Source organism: Anaerobacillus sp. QJM3NY_17 (assembly GCF_056173665.1).
Genome location: NZ_CM149685.1, coordinates 1,778,144 through 1,795,344, shown reverse-complemented (window position 1 = coordinate 1,795,344; position 17,201 = coordinate 1,778,144). Strand labels below are relative to the sequence as shown.

At 41.8% G+C, this 17,201-nt stretch carries 18 protein-coding genes and 1 other annotated feature; all 18 genes read right to left on the bottom strand.

Features of this window, described 5'->3' with window-relative positions; genetic code table 11:
* Window positions 1-103: 103 nt before the first annotated feature.
* A complete protein-coding gene (locus tag AC0VYV_RS09620) occupies window positions 104-1,420 on the bottom strand; it encodes a solute carrier family 23 protein (protein ID WP_430242781.1) in 1,317 nt (438 codons plus the stop codon).
* A gap of 163 nt (window positions 1,421-1,583) precedes the next feature.
* A complete protein-coding gene (gene pyrR, locus AC0VYV_RS09615; RefSeq protein WP_194221361.1) occupies window positions 1,584-2,126 on the bottom strand; it encodes a bifunctional pyr operon transcriptional regulator/uracil phosphoribosyltransferase PyrR in 543 nt (180 codons plus the stop codon).
* Window positions 2,127-2,318: 192 nt separating this feature from the next.
* Window positions 2,319-3,233 (bottom strand): RluA family pseudouridine synthase, encoded by a 915-nt coding sequence (locus tag AC0VYV_RS09610; RefSeq protein WP_194221360.1) that lies wholly within the window; start codon window positions 3,231-3,233, stop codon window positions 2,319-2,321.
* Window positions 3,233-3,694, bottom strand: a complete 462-nt coding sequence (lspA, locus tag AC0VYV_RS09605; protein ID WP_283152264.1) for a signal peptidase II — start codon at window positions 3,692-3,694, stop codon at window positions 3,233-3,235. Before lspA ends, AC0VYV_RS09610 begins: the two co-directional genes overlap by 1 nt.
* Window positions 3,695-3,828: 134 nt before the next feature.
* Window positions 3,829-6,585 carry an isoleucine--tRNA ligase gene (gene ileS, locus AC0VYV_RS09600; RefSeq protein WP_303531210.1) on the bottom strand — a complete coding sequence of 919 codons (2,757 nt, stop codon included), beginning with the start codon at window positions 6,583-6,585 and terminating at the stop codon, window positions 3,829-3,831.
* Between the two features lie 109 nt (window positions 6,586-6,694).
* Window positions 6,695-6,904 (bottom strand) — a binding site (T-box leader).
* Window positions 6,905-6,978: 74 nt separating this feature from the next.
* Window positions 6,979-7,491 (bottom strand): DivIVA domain-containing protein, encoded by a 513-nt coding sequence (locus tag AC0VYV_RS09595; protein ID WP_475367250.1) that lies wholly within the window; start codon window positions 7,489-7,491, stop codon window positions 6,979-6,981.
* A 91-nt stretch (window positions 7,492-7,582) separates the two neighbouring features.
* On the bottom strand, window positions 7,583-8,356 hold the full coding sequence (locus AC0VYV_RS09590) for a YlmH family RNA-binding protein (RefSeq protein ID WP_475368907.1): 774 nt from the start codon (window positions 8,354-8,356) through the stop codon (window positions 7,583-7,585).
* Entirely contained in the window at window positions 8,356-8,619 is a 264-nt protein-coding gene (locus tag AC0VYV_RS09585) for a YggT family protein (protein ID WP_194221355.1), read from the bottom strand. The genes AC0VYV_RS09590 and AC0VYV_RS09585 overlap by 1 nt, the downstream gene beginning before the upstream one ends.
* 19 nt (window positions 8,620-8,638) lie before the next feature.
* Window positions 8,639-9,073 carry a cell division protein SepF gene (locus tag AC0VYV_RS09580; protein ID WP_194221354.1) on the bottom strand — a complete coding sequence of 145 codons (435 nt, stop codon included), beginning with the start codon at window positions 9,071-9,073 and terminating at the stop codon, window positions 8,639-8,641.
* 27 nt (window positions 9,074-9,100) lie between these two features.
* Complete coding sequence (locus AC0VYV_RS09575; protein WP_430242794.1) at window positions 9,101-9,778, bottom strand: YggS family pyridoxal phosphate-dependent enzyme; 678 nt, start codon at window positions 9,776-9,778, stop codon at window positions 9,101-9,103.
* Window positions 9,779-9,785: 7 nt separating this feature from the next.
* Window positions 9,786-10,613 carry a peptidoglycan editing factor PgeF gene (gene pgeF, locus AC0VYV_RS09570; protein ID WP_475374779.1) on the bottom strand — a complete coding sequence of 276 codons (828 nt, stop codon included), beginning with the start codon at window positions 10,611-10,613 and terminating at the stop codon, window positions 9,786-9,788.
* 93 nt (window positions 10,614-10,706) lie between these two features.
* Window positions 10,707-10,976 carry a YlmC/YmxH family sporulation protein gene (locus AC0VYV_RS09565; protein WP_098443312.1) on the bottom strand — a complete coding sequence of 90 codons (270 nt, stop codon included), beginning with the start codon at window positions 10,974-10,976 and terminating at the stop codon, window positions 10,707-10,709.
* 70 nt (window positions 10,977-11,046) lie between these two features.
* Window positions 11,047-11,826, bottom strand: a complete 780-nt coding sequence (sigG, locus tag AC0VYV_RS09560; protein WP_194221351.1) for an RNA polymerase sporulation sigma factor SigG — start codon at window positions 11,824-11,826, stop codon at window positions 11,047-11,049.
* 83 nt (window positions 11,827-11,909) lie between these two features.
* The gene (gene sigE, locus AC0VYV_RS09555) at window positions 11,910-12,629 is read right to left on the bottom strand and encodes an RNA polymerase sporulation sigma factor SigE (RefSeq protein WP_194221350.1); all 720 of its coding nucleotides are present in this window, start codon (window positions 12,627-12,629) and stop codon (window positions 11,910-11,912) included.
* A gap of 34 nt (window positions 12,630-12,663) precedes the next feature.
* A complete protein-coding gene (spoIIGA, locus tag AC0VYV_RS09550) occupies window positions 12,664-13,581 on the bottom strand; it encodes a sigma-E processing peptidase SpoIIGA (RefSeq protein ID WP_430242800.1) in 918 nt (305 codons plus the stop codon).
* A gap of 175 nt (window positions 13,582-13,756) precedes the next feature.
* Window positions 13,757-14,680, bottom strand: a complete 924-nt coding sequence (gene thrB, locus AC0VYV_RS09545) for a homoserine kinase (RefSeq protein WP_475367249.1) — start codon at window positions 14,678-14,680, stop codon at window positions 13,757-13,759.
* A complete protein-coding gene (gene thrC, locus AC0VYV_RS09540) occupies window positions 14,677-15,732 on the bottom strand; it encodes a threonine synthase (RefSeq protein ID WP_430242805.1) in 1,056 nt (351 codons plus the stop codon). Before thrC ends, thrB begins: the two co-directional genes overlap by 4 nt.
* Window positions 15,732-17,024, bottom strand: coding sequence for a homoserine dehydrogenase (locus AC0VYV_RS09535; RefSeq protein WP_430242808.1), 1,293 nt, complete (start codon window positions 17,022-17,024; stop codon window positions 15,732-15,734). Before AC0VYV_RS09535 ends, thrC begins: the two co-directional genes overlap by 1 nt.
* Between the last annotated feature and the right edge of the window lie 177 nt (window positions 17,025-17,201).

Below are 17,201 nucleotides of genomic sequence, written 5' to 3'. Positions count from 1 at the left end.
AGCACCCTGAGGGTTGTCAGGGTGCAGAAGGATAGACGCGTTTAAGTAAACGCATCTCTTTCCCACCCTTTTAGGTCTCTCTGTACCTTTTTAAAGGATGATGCTATGCAGCTGGTTCGTTATTTTCAAGATCTTCTTCAAACATTTTCTCAACCGATTGCTGTGAGCTTCCGCCAGGCAAAATGAGGTTCAGCGTAATACCAATGACGGTCGCAAGCGCCATTCCTGCAATTTGCAAGTTGTCACTAACCTGGATGAATGCCCCACCTACACCGATGACTAGGATTACGGAGGAGATAATCAAGTTGCGCTTTTCACCAAGATCAATTTTGTTATCAATCAGCATGCGCAAGCCAGATGATGCAATAATTCCGAAGAGAAGGATCGACACGCCGCCCATGACAGCTGTTGGAATCGTTGAGATAAGAGCTGTTACTTTTCCAATGAAGCCGAACATAAGGGCAAGGACAGCAGCCCCTCCGATGACGAATACGCTGAATACTCGTGTTATCGCAAGCACACCGATGTTTTCCCCATATGTCGTATTCGGCGGTCCACCAAGGCAAGATGCGATCATTGTGGCTACTCCGTCTCCAAGAATGGAACGATGGAGACCTGGAGTTTTCAAGAAATTCTTGCCGGCAACTTTACTTAAAACCATCTGATCGCCAATGTGCTCTGCAATCGTGACAACTGCAATTGGTACCATGATGAATAAGATTTCCCATGAGAAGACATCAACCGGGTTGTAATCCGCAAACGGGATGATGAAATCCGGCATTTGAAAGAATGAAGCTTCTTTAATTGGAGTAAGGTCAACAATACCCATGAAGTAAGCAAATGTGTATCCAGATACAATGCCGATTAAAATCGGAATCAGGCTGAAAAATCCTCTTAAAAACATGGAAGCGAGAATGGTAATCCCTAGCGTAACAAGCGCGACAGTAAAGTGCGTGCCGCTATAGGCTTCCGTAGCAGGGTTATTCATCGCCATGTCAATCGCCGTTCCTGCAAGACCTAGTCCGATGACCATGATCACGGGGCCAACTACGATCGGTGGAAGAAGTTTTAACAGCCAGTTTAACCCAAGCGCTCGAATCCCAATTGCGACAAGACCGTAGACAATCCCGGCAAAAAAGCTTCCGATCATGGCTCCCTCAGGTCCGTGTAAAGAGACGGCTGAAATGATTGGTGCAATAAAGGCGAATGACGACCCCAGGTATGCTGGGATGCGACCTTTCGTTATGGCAAGATAAGCTAGCGTCCCAAGTCCACTTGAGACAAGGGCGACCGCCGGATCAAGTCCGACGAGAAATGGAACTAATATCGTTGCGCCAAACATGGCGAATAAATGCTGTAAGCTTAATGTGAGCCAGCTTGAAGGTTTGGGTACCTCTCGAATTCCTAATACTTTTTTCATGATGTATTCCTCCTTGGTTGTGCGTGTCCCGGCCATCGTTTTTCTTAACCCTAAGGTATAAAAAAACTCCTTGCATGGCCGCAAGGAGGTACACGCGTGTCCTTAAACGGAACGCGTCTCCTCCCTTGGCCGTCTCTCTGGACGGATTTAAAGGGAGCACGATTTATGATTGTGATAAGCTAACTTGGTCAAAGTCATCTACTTCTGTAAGAGCAACTTCAATGATTTCTTCTTTTGCTGTTGGTACGTTCTTCCCTACATAATCGGGACGAATTGGTAATTCTCTGTGTCCACGATCAACTAGCACCGCCAGTTGAATTTGTGATGGACGTCCAAGATCCATTAAGGCATCCATTGCAGCACGAACGGTTCTGCCTGTATAAAGGACATCGTCAATAAGTATCACTTTTTGATCTGTTACATCCTTTGAAATGCTTGTGCCTTTTATTAGGGGATCCTGATCTTCGTTTTTGTGAGTAAGGTCATCGCGATACATGGTGATATCAACTTCTCCTACTGAAATCGCTGATCCTTCAATTTGTTCGATTCGTTCAGCTAATCTCTCAGCTAAATAAATGCCTCTTGTTTTAATCCCAACAAGCATTGTATTATCAATGCCTTTATTACGCTCTAGGATTTCATGTGCAATTCGCGTAAGCGCTCTTCGAATCGCTTGATCATCGAGCAAAATGCGTTTGTTTTCCATGATGATCGCCCCTCTCTCTTTATCGGTCTGTGGCATTAAAAAACCCTTTTGCCATGAGGGCAAAAGGGTTTTGGGCATACAAATGTACCGATCGTACATAGCCGTTTTTCCTTTGCAGCCTCACGGGACTGTCTTTAAAGGGTATGCTATTGTCTATAAAGAGTATCGCAAAGATCTCTTCTCAAGTCAACCTTAATCTTGTCTAAGTCGCTTTAATAAACGTTCAATATCCTCTGGAATAGGAGCAGAGAATTCAAGCCACTCTTCTGTTACAGGGTGACTGAAGCCTAGAACACCGGCATGAAGAGCCTGACCATCAATCGGAAGCGACTTTCTTCTTGGGCCATATTTAGGATCACCTGCAACGGGATGATCGATATATTTCATATGAACTCGAATTTGATGCGTACGACCAGTTTCAAGCTTACACTCAACATAAGTAAACTGCTTATAACGTTCTAGAACATGAAAATGCGTAACCGCATCTCGGCTATTTTCATCCGTTACCGTCATCTTCTGACGATCTTGCTTATCTCGCCCGATTGGTGCATCAATTGTCCCTACGTCATGCTGGATGTTGCCATGAACGATGGCAGTATAACGTCGGTTAACGGTTTTAGCTTGAAGCTGCTTTACAAGTGATTCATGGGCTTTGTCGTTCTTTGCGACCATTAATAATCCTGAAGTATCTTTATCAATCCGATGGACGATACCAGGACGGACAACACCGTTAATACCGCTTAGATCGTTAACTTGATACATTAACCCATTAACAAGCGTTCCGCTAGCATGTCCTGGAGCTGGGTGAACAACCATTCCTCGTGGTTTGTTCACGACAAGAACATCCGCATCCTCGTAAACAATCTCAAGGTTCAGATTTTCTGCTACAATTTCTAATTCTTCAGGCTCAGGAACGGTTACTTCGATCTCATCGCCTGCTGTTGCTTTATAATTGCCTTTCACGTCTTCGCCGTTCACTTGAATATTTTTATCTTTAATCCAAGCTTGAACCTGGCTACGCGACCAGTCATTTTCATAAGAAGTAATGAGCTTATCGATTCGCTCACCTTTCTCTTCTTCTGCTACTTTAAATGTGAATTTTTCCATTAGTTTTCCCCTTTAGCCTGCTTACTTTCAAAAATGGTTCCGATAAAGATAAGAATAACACCTACAACAAGGGAGGCATCGGCAACGTTAAAGATCGGAAAATCATAAGAGAAGATAAATGTGTTCACAAAATCTACTACTTCTCCACGAAGGACTCGATCTATAAAGTTCCCTATTGCACCACCAAGTATGAGTGCTAGGGTGACGCTAACGAAACGGCTATGTTTATATTGTCTCATATAATAAATAACCGCTCCAATGACGAAAATGGTAATGATATAAAAGAAAATCATCTGTCCTTGAAGGATTCCGAAGGCGGCGCCCCGGTTTCGATGAGAAGTTAGATAAAGAAAATCATTGATTAATGTAATGTTTTCACCATATTCCATGTACTTCACAACAAGCCATTTCGTCCACTGATCTAGAACAATGATGCCTATGGCTATGAGATATTTCCACACGAGCGCTCCTCCGATCAAATGTTACTTCCTATGAAAGTTTAGCACAGCTTGCTTCAGCAGACAATCGAAACTGAGCTAACAACAAAGAAAAGACGCTTCGCATCGCAAAGCGTCTTTTCGATATATTTCATTAATTAGTAATGATTTTTAACTGTTTCAGCACAGCTAGCGCAAAGAGTTGGGTATTCGCTATTAGCGCCAACGTCTTTTTTCACTTGCCAGCAGCGCTCACACGTTTCTCCCTCAGCAGGTGAAACGGAGATCGCTAGTTCTTCATATACTTTCGCTTCTGCTGGTGCTTCAGCCTTCGTACCGGCCACTGTAGCACCTGATACGATAAAGAGCTTCTCAAGATTTGCTACGCCTTCAAGCAAATCCTTCGTACCATTATCAGCATAAATATGAAGCTGAGCGGTTAACGATTTACCAATTTTCTTCTCGTTACGCGCTTCTTCTAGTGCTTTTAGAACTTCGTCACGAAGCTCCATCACATGATCCCATTTTTCTTCAAGATCAGCTGTACCTTCAAAATTCTTCACTTCTGGCATATCGGAAAGCTGTACATACTCTTCCTTCTCACCAGGGACAAACTGCCATACTTCTTCAGCAGTGTGCGGAATGATAGGCGAAAGAAGTTTCGTAAGCGCAACAGCTGTCTGATAAAGAACCGTTTGGATCGCACGACGGTTCGGGTGATCTGCATGTTCAATATAAAGCGTGTCTTTCGCGATATCGAGATAGAACGAGCTCATTTCAATTGTAAAGAAGTTATGGATCGTATTATAAACCGTTAAGAACTGATACTCATCATAAGCTTTTTTCACTTTCGATACGAGATTATTTAGCTTCACAAGCATATACTGATCAAGTTCACCTAAATCCTTATACGCCACTTGATGCTCTGTTGGGTCAAATCCTTCAAGGTTCCCAAGCATAAAGCGGAACGTGTTGCGAATCTTTCGGTACACTTCAGCTACTTGTTTTAAAATATCATTCGATACGCGAACGTCAGCTTGATAATCCGCCGATGATACCCATAGACGAAGAATATCCGCACCCAATTGTTTCATAACATCATTCGGTACCATTGTATTTCCAAGTGACTTACTCATTTTCTTTCCTTCACCGTCAAGAATAAATCCATGACTGAGAACCGCTTTATAAGGTGCTTTCCCTGTTACGGCTACAGCTGTTGAAAGGGACGAGTTAAACCAGCCACGGTACTGATCAGAACCTTCTAGATACAAATCAGCAGGTCTTGCAAGGTCGCTTCTTTCTTCCAGAACAGCTTGGTGAGAAGAACCTGAGTCAAACCAAACATCCATGATATCCATTTCTTTGCGGAATTCACCGTTTGGACTATGCTCTGAAGTAAATCCTTCAGGTAGAAGTTCTTTTGCATCCCACTCAAACCAAATGTTTGATCCATGCTTACGGAACAATTCTGATACATGAGCAATTGTCTCATCTGTAATGATTGGCTCATTATTTTCGCCATAGAACACTGGGATTGGAACGCCCCATGCACGTTGACGAGAAATACACCAATCTTCACGATCCTTCACCATATTATGAAGGCGAATTTCACCCCATGATGGGAACCATTTCACATCTGCTACAGCTTGAAGAAGTTCAGGGCGGAACTCTTTGATCGACGCAAACCACTGCTCTGTTGCACGGAAAATGATTGGTTTCTTCGTACGCCAATCGTGTGGGTAAGAGTGAGTGAAGAATGTAAGCTTCACTAGCGCGCCAACTTCTTCAAGTTTTTCAGTAATTGGTTTATTTGCTTTGTCATAGAACATACCTTCAAAGCCAGGAGCTTCGTCAGTGAAAACACCTTTCTCATCTACAGGGCAAAGGATGTCTAGCTTATACTTTCTTCCGATCATATAGTCATCTTCACCGTGTCCCGGGGCTGTATGAACGCAACCTGTACCTGCGTCAAGCGTTACGTGGTCACCAAGGATCACAAGAGATTCACGATCGTAGATTGGATGCTGAGCCGTCACGTATTCAAGTTCGCTACCTTTTACGCGCTTCACTTCACTTACGTTGTTCCACTCAAATTCTTCTTTTAATTGATCAACAAGCTCTGTTGCTACAACATATTTCGTACCATCCGCTTCAATGACGCTGTATTCAAACTTCTCATTCAACGCAATGGCAAGGTTTGAAGGAATTGTCCACGGTGTTGTTGTCCAGATGATAAATTTCTCATCGCCATCAAGAACACCTTTTCCATCTTTTACATCAAACGCAACGTAAATCGATGCAGAGCGCTTATCTTGATACTCGATCTCAGCTTCTGCTAATGCTGATTCAGATGTCGGAGACCAATAAACGGTTTTTTTATCTTTATAAATATAACCGCGTTTTGCCATTTCTCCGAACACTTTAATTTGCTGTGCTTCATAGCCTTTATCAAGCGTAATATATGGATTATCCCAATCAGCACGAACTCCAAGTCGCTTGAATTGTTCACGCTGACGATCAACTTGTTTTAATGCGTATTCTTCACATTTCTTTCTAAATTCAGCAACCGTTAACTTCTTACGATCGACGCCTTTTTTCGTTAACGCCTGCTCGATTGGAAGTCCGTGCGTATCCCAACCAGGAACATATGGAGCATTAAAACCGTTCATTGATTTATATCGAACGATGATATCTTTTAAAACTTTGTTCTCTGCATGACCCATATGGATGTCACCATTGGCATATGGAGGGCCATCATGTAGGACGAATAGGGGGCGGTCCTTCGTTCTTTCCTGTACTTTTTCATAGAGATTAATGTTTGCCCATTCTTTTTGCATGTCGGGCTCTTTATTCGGTAAATTTCCTCTCATCGGAAATTTTGTTTTTGGCATTAAGAGCGTTTCTTTATAGCTCATGAGGTTTCCTCCTTCAACTTATAACGAGCAACAACCGTAACGATCTTCAGCCACTCGGGAGTTGTTTCTTCAAAGTGTGCTACAAAATAAAAAAACCTTCTCGTCCCCGAAAAGGGACGAGAAGGTTTTCCCGTGGTACCACCCAAATTAAGCTTTGCGCTCACTTTGCATTCGTAACGTGAATGATTCGCCGAGGCTTACTTATCGTTCAGCACGGGACTCAGGGGCGATCTTCTCTGATTGCTTAACACCGGCTCACACCATTCCCGGCTCGCTTTGTTAAGTAAGAATCAGATACTCTTCCCATCTTCGTCGATCGTTATTGCTATTAATAGAAGTATAGTGTAAATAAAAATAAGAAGTCAAGGAAATGACAAAAAATAAATGAGTGCTTTATGCTTTTTCTTCGATTTGCTCCTGTTGCTGATCTTCTTCCTCATCAAATCGAGCCACTAAGCCATCCCAGTCTTCATTATTTAGCATCTCTAGCTGGGCTTCAACTAGCATACGAAAACGCGTGCGATAAACCGCTGCTTGTTTTTTCAGCTCTTCATTATCCATGGAGATTTTACGCGCTTTAGCAAGCGAATCATTAATAATGCGGTCGGCATTTTTCTCAGCTTCTTTTACGATGAGCTGGGATTCTTTCTTAGCGTTTTGTCTCACTTCTTCCGCTGACTCTTGTGCTACTAGGATCGACTTATTTAACGTTTCTTCAAGGTTTGAGAAGTGCCCAAGTCGTTCTTCTAGAAGCTTCACTCTCTCATTCAATTCTTTCTTTTCTCTGATTACCGTTTCATAATCTTTGATTACCTGATCAAGAAACTCATTGACCTCATCTTCATCATAACCGCGGAATCCGCGTGTAAATTCTTTGTTATGAATATCTAATGGTGTTAAAGGCAATTCAGCCACCTCCGATTTACTCTCTTTTTTCATATACCCGGCTTACTCGTATTTCGACAATCATTTGGATATTCCTTCTATTTATGACAAACTATTTACGAATTTGATACGTAATTCGCCATTTATCCCGCTTTGTTTTGCCATCAACAGAAATAATCTTACTTCTACCTGAACCTCGTAACGATAAATAGTCTCCCTCTTTCACTTCAGCAGAAGGTTGACTGACGATCTTCCAATTTAATTTCGCTCGATCATGTTCAATCATCGGAGCAACCTTACCTCGTGATAGATTGTATACTTCAGCAAGTACCGTATCCAAACGAAGGCTTGTTACTGTGCCTGACTGCTCCTGCCAGGAAGCTTCTTCGACGCTTACGCTCGTTAATGGAATTTCGTTAGGAGATATGGACGCTTTCCCTGCATGTGTTAAATTCATTTTCACGAAATCAGCAATTTCCTTCGCTACGATTAAATGCGCAGCACTATCCTGCACAAGGATATCTCCAAACTTCTCACGCTTAATTCCAAGACCCATCATTGCCCCAAGCAAATCTGGATGAGTAAGTGATACGAATTTGGCTGGATATGTAATTTCAAAAGCGATTATCTCGAAATCTTCCGTTGTTGGTTCAAAGTAAGGAGGAACAAGAAGAGCCCTCTGACGCTCAGACCCTTCAACTCCACCCGAAAAAAACACGCCCACGTCAGAGTGATTTCCAATGATTTGCCTCACCATATCCTGTTCTCTTGGATCAAGAAAATCGGTTAACCTGGGAGCATACCTTTCTTGAACCTCATCCTGCCATTGTAAAACGCGATCGACAAATGTTCTTTCTTCTGGACGATAGTGTTCGTAAATAGACATTAGCCTATGAATCTAAAGACCGCAATAATTCCATATTGCACAAACTGAAGTGCGAAAATGGCTACGATCGGAGAAATATCAAGCATTCCACCGATTGGAGGAATAATCTTACGAAACGGAGCTAGATATGGTTCTGCTATAGAAGCAATCATTCGTCCAATAGAAGATTCTCTTGCATTTGGAATCCATGACATAAAGATGTAAATGATGAGGATCCACGTATAAATTTGTACTGCTGAAAGTAAGATTGAAACTATGTTCAAACTTTTCACCCTTTCTTAATTACTGGTCTTCGTAAATTTCATCTGTAATGTTACCTGAAATTTCAACATTGTCCGGTGTACATATAAACGTATCCGGACCGAGTTTCTGAATATCGCCACCAACAGCGTAGACTGTTCCACTTAGAAAATCGACAATGCGTCTCGCCTGATCTTGTGGAATACGTTGAAGATTCATCACAACAGACTTCCGATTTTTCACGTGATCAGCGATATCCTGAGCTTCAGCATACACTCTTGGTTCAACTAGCACAACTCTTGAGTTCTTATGAACGCTTTGAAGACTTACCACATTTTGTTTAGACTGCTTACGATTCGCTCGAGTTACTTCAGGCTCTTCTTCTTCCATATATGAATCTTGCTCCTGCTGCTCATCCAACTCTATCGTTTCATCATCAAGTTCAAAGAACTGCTTGAATTTCGTTTTGATACCCAATTCCCTGCACCTCCTGGAGAGCTTATTTTATTTTTCATTTCCGACAAGTGACGATCCAATGCGAACATATGTCGCGCCCTCTTCAACAGCAATTTCATAATCATTTGACATCCCCATTGAAAGCTCATTGCATGGAGCATGTGGGAGTGAAAGGCTTTGGACACGTTCTCCAAGCTCACGAAGTTTCTTGAAAACATCTCGAATTTCATTTGTATTATCTGTATGCGGAGCCATAGCCATTAATCCTACGACTTTAATAGATGAGAATTCATTAAGTGACTCAATAAAAGGTAGCGTCTCACCTGGCGATAATCCATGCTTAGATTCTTCACCAGACACGTTAACTTGCACAAAACAGTTTACTTCACCATCAGCTCTCTTTTGTATTTCTTTAGCTAGAGATATACGATCGAGGGAGTGAATATAATTTACAAATGGAAGAATGTCTTTTACTTTACGAGATTGTAGTGTGCCAATAAAGTGCCACGAAGGCAATGTGCCAATAGCTTCTACTTTCTTCAATAGCCCCTCATCACGACTTTCACCGAAGTGAGTAACGCCAGCTTCTAATGCTTCTTTTGTACGTTCGACGCTAACATATTTCGTCACCGCTACAACATGAATATGCTGAGGATCACGACATGACCGTTCTGCTGCTGCGTTAATTTTTCCTTTGATTGTTTCTAGACTTTCTCTTACATTCACGATAACGCTATACCTCCCCGAGTCCTATGTATCCCATCATTCTTCCTGTTTTTCCATTTTCATTTCGGTGAGAGAAAAACAGATTGCTACAGCTTGTACAATAGTCACTAACTGATAGTTGACTCGCCTTAATCCCTGACCGAAGGAGGAGCTCGCGATTCACGGCTTTTAAATCAAGCTGGTATTTCCCTGTTGCTTTTTCATCAAAAAACAGATCCTGATCTCCTACTAGCGCTTTAATGTGTTCGATAACGCCATCATCAACCTCGTAGCAACATTTCCCTATTGAAGGGCCGACTGCAGCATAAATATCGTCGGTTTGGATTCCATCATTGTTCCACGCACGAATCATCTCTCCTGCAATATTCTTCGTAGTTCCTTTCCAGCCTGCGTGGGCAATCCCCACTCTTTTAGCTGATGGCGCATAGAAATAGAGCGGTACGCAATCGGCATAAAGAGCGGTTAGAAGAACTTCGGGATCATCTGTATATAGCCCGTCCACTTTCGGAACGGCATCTTGATGATTCGTTGCTCCTCGTCCCTTATCCGCTGCTGTTACATTCGCAATGTCGGCGCCATGAATTTGCTCACCAACGATCCATCGATCAAGGGATTGTCCGATATCATAGGCAAGGGTTTCGCGATTTATTAGTACATCTCTCGCTCGATCTGGTACGTGGAATCCAAGATTCAAGCTAGAAAACGGAGTCTGGCTAACTCCGTTTCTACGGGTTGAAAAACCTGCTATCAGGTTATCGTTCCGTTCAGCTTGATCTGGAAATTTCAGTGCCAGTGATGTTTTATGTGTTGATGGTTGAAATGGTTCTTTTTCCACAGTTGCACCCCTTTATACCATGATACAGTTTATACCTTATTTTATCATAATATGTTGTGCCTAAGGGATATAGATTGTTAGATCTTTCTTTCCTTATGATTCTTTCTGAAACGATTCGCCATCAGCTGTATCATGATGTCTTACTAGAATGACATCTGACCCAATTTTCACTATGTTGCGCCATGGAATAACGACATCACTTTCTCGCGCAAACAATCCCATCATTTTACCTGCCCCTGGAATCACAATCGCTTCTATTTTTCCTGTCGTTAAATTAATTTCCAGATCAGCGATGTGACCAAGCTTACGTCCATTCGAGACATTCACAACATCTTTCACCTGAAATTCTGATATTTTTATCATCGCGCACCCACCTTTCATCTCATTATATGAAAAGAAGGCAAAAGAAAAGACCTGTTTCCCAGGTCTCGTTCTAACTTTGGATATTTTTATTCATTTGGTGTATCGCCGCTTTCTCGAGTCGGGACACCTGTGCCTGCGAAATTCCAATCTCATCTGCTACTTCCATTTGCGTTTTACCCTGGAAGAATCTCATTTGTAAGATCATGTTCTCTCGCTGATTTAATCTTGTCATGGCTTCCTTTAAAGCAATATCTTCAAGCCACTGGATGTCTTTCTGTTTATCATCACTGATTTGATCCATAACGAAAATGGGGTCGCCTCCATCATTATAAATAGGTTCAAATAATGAAACAGGATCCTGAATCGCATCAAGTGCAAAGACTACTTCTTCCTTCGTCACCCCAAGCTCTTTGGCAATTTCAGTCGGATTTGGTTCTTTGGAATTCTTCGTCATTAATTTATCTCTAATCTGGAGAGACTTATAAGCGATATCTCTTAAAGATCGTGACACTCTGATCGGATTATTGTCACGGAGATATCTTCTGATTTCACCGATGATCATCGGCACTGCATAAGTAGAGAATTTCACGTTTTGCCCTAAATCAAAGTTATCTATGGATTTCATCAGGCCAATGCAGCCCACCTGAAATAGATCATCCACGTATTCTCCTCGATTATTAAATCGCTGGATCACGCTTAGAACAAGTCTTAAATTACCATTCACTAGTTCTTCACGTGCCGAAATATCCCCTTCCTGCATCTGCTTAAAGAGTACTCTCATTTTTTCATTTTTAAGTACTGGAAGTTTGGATGTATCTACTCCACAAATCTCGACTTTGTTTCGTGTCAACTCATTCCCTCCTCATCGGAGATGCTGTCAAAGTAAAGTATCTCCGCGAGTGGGAATTTTATGCATCTATTATGCTAAGAAGCTCAGACCATTTTATTGAACTCTTTTCGAAGTCGTTTAATGATGCGCTTTTCGAGCCTTGAAATATATGATTGAGAAATGCCAAGTAAATCGGCAACATCTTTTTGCGTTTTCTCTTCTTCTCCAGCAAGACCAAACCTTAGCTCCATAATTTGTTTTTCTCTTGGATTAAGTGTTTCTAATGCCTTCACAAGTAATCTACGATCGACGCGAGCTTCTATCCCGCGCGTAATGATATCTTCATCTGTCCCTAGTACATCAGACAAAAGGAGCTCATTCCCATCCCAGTCCACATTAAGCGGCTCATCAAATGAAACTTCTGAGCGTATTTTATTATTCCGTCGAAGGAACATTAATATTTCATTCTCTATACACCTTGATGCATAGGTTGCAAGCTTGATTTTTTTCTCAGGATTAAATGTGTTTACTGCTTTGATGAGACCAATCGTACCAATACTAATTAAATCTTCAATGTTGATCCCCGTATTCTCAAATTTCCGTGCAATATAAACGACCAGGCGAAGATTACGCTCAATTAAAATCGACCTTGCTGCTTTATCTCCCTTAGGTAATTGAATTAATAAATGGGCCTCTTCATCTTTCGATAGAGGAGGAGGTAATGCTTCGCTCCCTCCTATGTAATAGATCTCATCAGGTTTAATACCAAGCTTCATTAGGATCCGCTGCCACCATAGAACTAACTTAATTTTCATTTTCCCCATCTCGAACTCCTCCTTGGTCGTCTTGTTTTCTCTTCTATGACGCAGTCGCCTTATGTCCTGTCAGCATTTTCGGATGAAGGATACACGTATAATCTTTTTCTCCTGAAATCGTATGAAAGCTTAATCCAACAAGTACTTTTTTGACAGTTAATGAACGCCCCTCCATCGAGATCAATACTTCATCCGGCTTTACAGCACACAAGAATTGATGATCTTGTCCGACTGCCCGAAACGGAACAATACGTAACCGATGTTCCCAACGATCCTCCTCTCCTTCTTCCTGGAATTCTGTGATGTTTTTGGCTTTCTGAATAAACGATGGTGGAAAGTTCGCTTCATGCACCGTCATATCGAGGATCATAACAGGTGAGCCGCTTAAAGGGTCTTGTAGCTGGTTGCCGCTATCGACAAGTGCTTTAGCTGAAATTGTCACATCATCAATTCGGATACTAACTTCTGCTAGTTGATCAAAATGAATTCGTGTTGTCTCAAGATGATCCACTCTTCTTTTTGAAAAAAACCAAACAATAGGGAAACCAACTATCACAAAAAGCCAGCTAATGGGGTCCCCAAATCCAGTACTTTGTGTAGCGACCGCTCCGTTATACACTGTCATATCTTTTTGAAAGAAATAATGCGCCCCCATCATTCCTCCGCCAATCATAAACGTGACAAAATAGAAGAGAAGCCAACATTGAAAAAAGCTACGAAACCTTGTAAAGCCAAACGTTACCACAACAATAAGTAAGGAGTAGAGCAGCTTCATGAATGGGTTTACCATAAATGTTAGGGCAGGAACAAAAAGAAAAAGCACATAACACGAAGCGATTAATGCACCAGTAACAAGCCGTCTCTTTTTCACTTGTTTCTTCAGCAGTATCCCAGTTAGCGCAAGTAGCATGTAATCGAAACAAAAATTTAGCAACCAGATCACATCAAGGTATACTGCCACCGAACGCCTCCCCCCTTGCGATTTTGATACTAAGTATAGACTAAGTTTCTTTATAAAACTGTCAGATTGTGCCGGTTAGAGCGAGGTTATTTTGGATAATTATCACTAGTTTTGTCAGGCGATCATCCGTCCAAAAACATAAAAAAAGCCGCCCTTCTAGAGGACGACTTCTCAATTAAATGGATTGATTTTGATAAGCTCCGTACGTTATTTCTATCCCTGTTGACGCAGGTATAAGCAATTCACAACAATACTCAGGAAAAGCTTTTTCTAGCGCTAAGCGAAGTTCATTCGACGATGCTTTGGCATGAAAGACAATTAATGTTGGACCAGCACCGCTTAAAGCAGCTCCATACGCTCCATTATCCATAGCAATCGCACGAACCTTTTCTAAGTCTGGCACTAGATGTTTTCGATAAGGTTGATGAAAAAGATCACGCTCCATTAGCTTACCCGCCAATTTCCAATCATTTTGAAGAGCAGCGCCTACAAAAACATTTGCGATATTGCTTGCCTCTACAGCTTCTTGAAAAGGGAGCATATCGGGCAACACTGATCGAGAATCCGTTGTTTTCAATTTACGATGTGGAATTAGTGCGATCATCTCTAAATCAGTTACTTGATGTGAAATCGTTCCTATACCTTCCTCTCCAGTTGCAATAACTAGTCCTCCATAAAGGGACGCGGCAACATTATCAGCATGGCCTTCAAATGTTGTAGCAATCTGTACTTTTTCTTCAATCGTTAGATGAAGACCCATTGTAAAGTCCGCGATTTCGACAGCAGCGACAATGGCTGCAGCGCTGCTCCCAAGTCCCCTCTCTAAAGGAAGTTCACTCGTCATTGTCACAGTATAAGGAGAAGGTTTCTTTCCATTCCCATACTTCTTTTCGATTTGCTCGATTGTTTGATAAATCATATTATCTTTACCTGCTGGAAATACATCATCAAAGTCAACGTAATGAAAGGACCATTCTGAAGAGGGTTCTAATTTTACGTGCAAATAGCGATTGATTGCAAGACCTACTGAATCAAATCCTGGTCCAAGATTTGAAGTACTACCTGGAACTTTCAAGTAAAGGCCTTCTTCTCTATTCACTGGCTCACACATCCCTTGAGCTCCTCAAGAAACTGTGTTTTATCTGCTGCAACAACACGTGGTTTTGCAACAACAAGGTCCATTGCAGTGGAAGGATCTTTCAATCCATTCCCCGTTAATACGGCAACAACCTTTGATCCCTTCTTAATCTCTCCTGAGGCAACCTGCTTCATTACTCCAGCTACCGAAGCACACGAAGCTGGTTCAGCAAAAACGCCTTCTTTTTTGGCAAGCTCTTGATACGCATGCAAAATTTCATCATCTGTTACGCTATCGATTTTACCTTTCGATTCAATCACAGCTTCTTCTGCAAGATGCCAACTCGCTGGATTCCCTATACGAATGGCTGTAGCGATTGTCTCTGGATTTGGAATGATTTTCTTTTGAACGATCGCAGCGGACCCCTCAGCCTCAAATCCACGCATTTGCGGTCGACTATCTTCTGAGACATATTCTTTAAACCCTTTCCAATATGCAGAAATGTTCCCAGCATTCCCAACTGGAATCGCAAGCACATCTGGCGCTTCCCCAAGCTGATCACATACTTCAAAAGCCGCTGTCTTTTGACCTTCTAATCGGTAAGGATTAACAGAGTTAACAAGAGCAATAGGCTCAGTCTCCGCAATATCGCGCACCATTCTGAGCGCCTCATCAAAATTCCCATCGATCTCAAAAATTTCTGCTCCATAAATCATGGCTTGGGCAAGCTTACCTAGTGCTACTTTCCCCTTAGGTATAACGATAATGCAGCGTAACCCTGCTCTTGCCCCATAAGCTGCGGCCGCAGCTGCTGTGTTGCCTGTAGAAGCACATATAATAGCGTCACTGCCTTCTTCCTTCGCCTTAGCTACAGCCATTACCATGCCGCGATCTTTAAATGAACCAGTCGGATTTGCTCCTTCAATTTTCACATAAAGGGAAATACCTAGTTCGTTTGAAAGTTGCTCAAGCTTTAGCAGCGGTGTATTCCCCTCATTTAGCGTGAGCTGAGGTGTCTCCTCTGTTAGAGGTAAATATTCTTTATATTGCTTAATCAAACCATTCCAGCTCATTACATTCCCTCCACTCGGTAACGACTCTTCACTTCTACGACTACATCCAAGTCTCTTAAACGATTATGAACTTCTTCAAATGCTCGTTGATTCGTTTCATGTGTAATGATGACAAGCTCTGCCGTACCATTATTCACAACTGGCTCTTGAATCAATTTCTCTAAACTTAATCCACGATCTTGGAATAGATGAGAAATTTTTGAAAATGCACCCGGTTCGTCTTTTACAATTAATCTGATAAAATGTTTGCTTTTAATTTGCTCATCGCTTGTTAACTTACGCTCATGCTGTGGAAGAATAACGCTTTTTCCATTCACACCTAACCGCATATTTTTAATAACAGCTACGAGATCGGATACAACCGCAGTGGCAGTCGGTAATTGACCAGCACCAGGGCCATAGAACATTGTTTCTCCTACCGCTTCACCATAGACATACACCGCGTTATATTCATCGTTAACGGACGCTAATGGATGTCTTGAAGGAAGCAATGTTGGCTGAACCGAAAGTTCAATAGATCCGTCTGTTGAGCTCGCAATGCCTAATAATTTAATTGTGTAACCTAGCTTCTTACTATAAGCGATATCTTCTTCATCAACACGTGTGATGCCTTCTACTTTTACATCATCTAATCCAACCTTCATGGAGAAGCCAAGCGTCCCAAGAATCACCATTTTTCTAGCAGCATCTAACCCTTCTACATCAGCAGTAGGATCCGACTCTGCAAATCCAAGGTCCTGAGCTTCTTTTAAGACACTTTCATATGGGACATTGTTTTTTGTCATTTTAGTTAAAATGTAGTTTGTTGTTCCATTCACAATTCCCATTAACTTAGTGATGCGGTCAGAAGATAATCCCTCTACTAAACTTCTAAGAATAGGAATGCCTCCTGCTACACTAGCTTCATAGAAAAGATCACTTTCATGATCAACTGCAGCAGTTAGTAGTTCTCTTCCATGGATCGCCATCAGGTCTTTATTCGCTGTTACAACATGCTTATGATTCTTAAGTGAAGCAAGAATGAACTCTTTCGCCTGATCAATCCCACCAATTACTTCAATCACAACATCGACCTCTGGATTATTGATAACATCTTCAGGATCTTGAGTAAGAACGCTTGAATCTAGATCAACGCTTCTTTCTTTATCCATATCTCTTACAAGCACCTTTGCCACTTTCACCTGACAACCCACTCGCTGCTGTAACTCTTTCTGGTGGGAATCAATCATATGTACAACACCACTACCTACTGTGCCAAGTCCTAACAATCCTACAGATACGCAATCCTTCATATACTCTCCACTCCTTTGTCCTTCTGGTGAGGACACTTGTTTTTATATAATGGACATTATACGTGTGATTGCCCACGAACACAACACCGTTTTCAGAAATAAATAAATTTTATTTATATTAACATAAAAAGCGGAAGTGGTCGACTAGGTCCGACAAGCGCTGGAACCTTTCGTTTG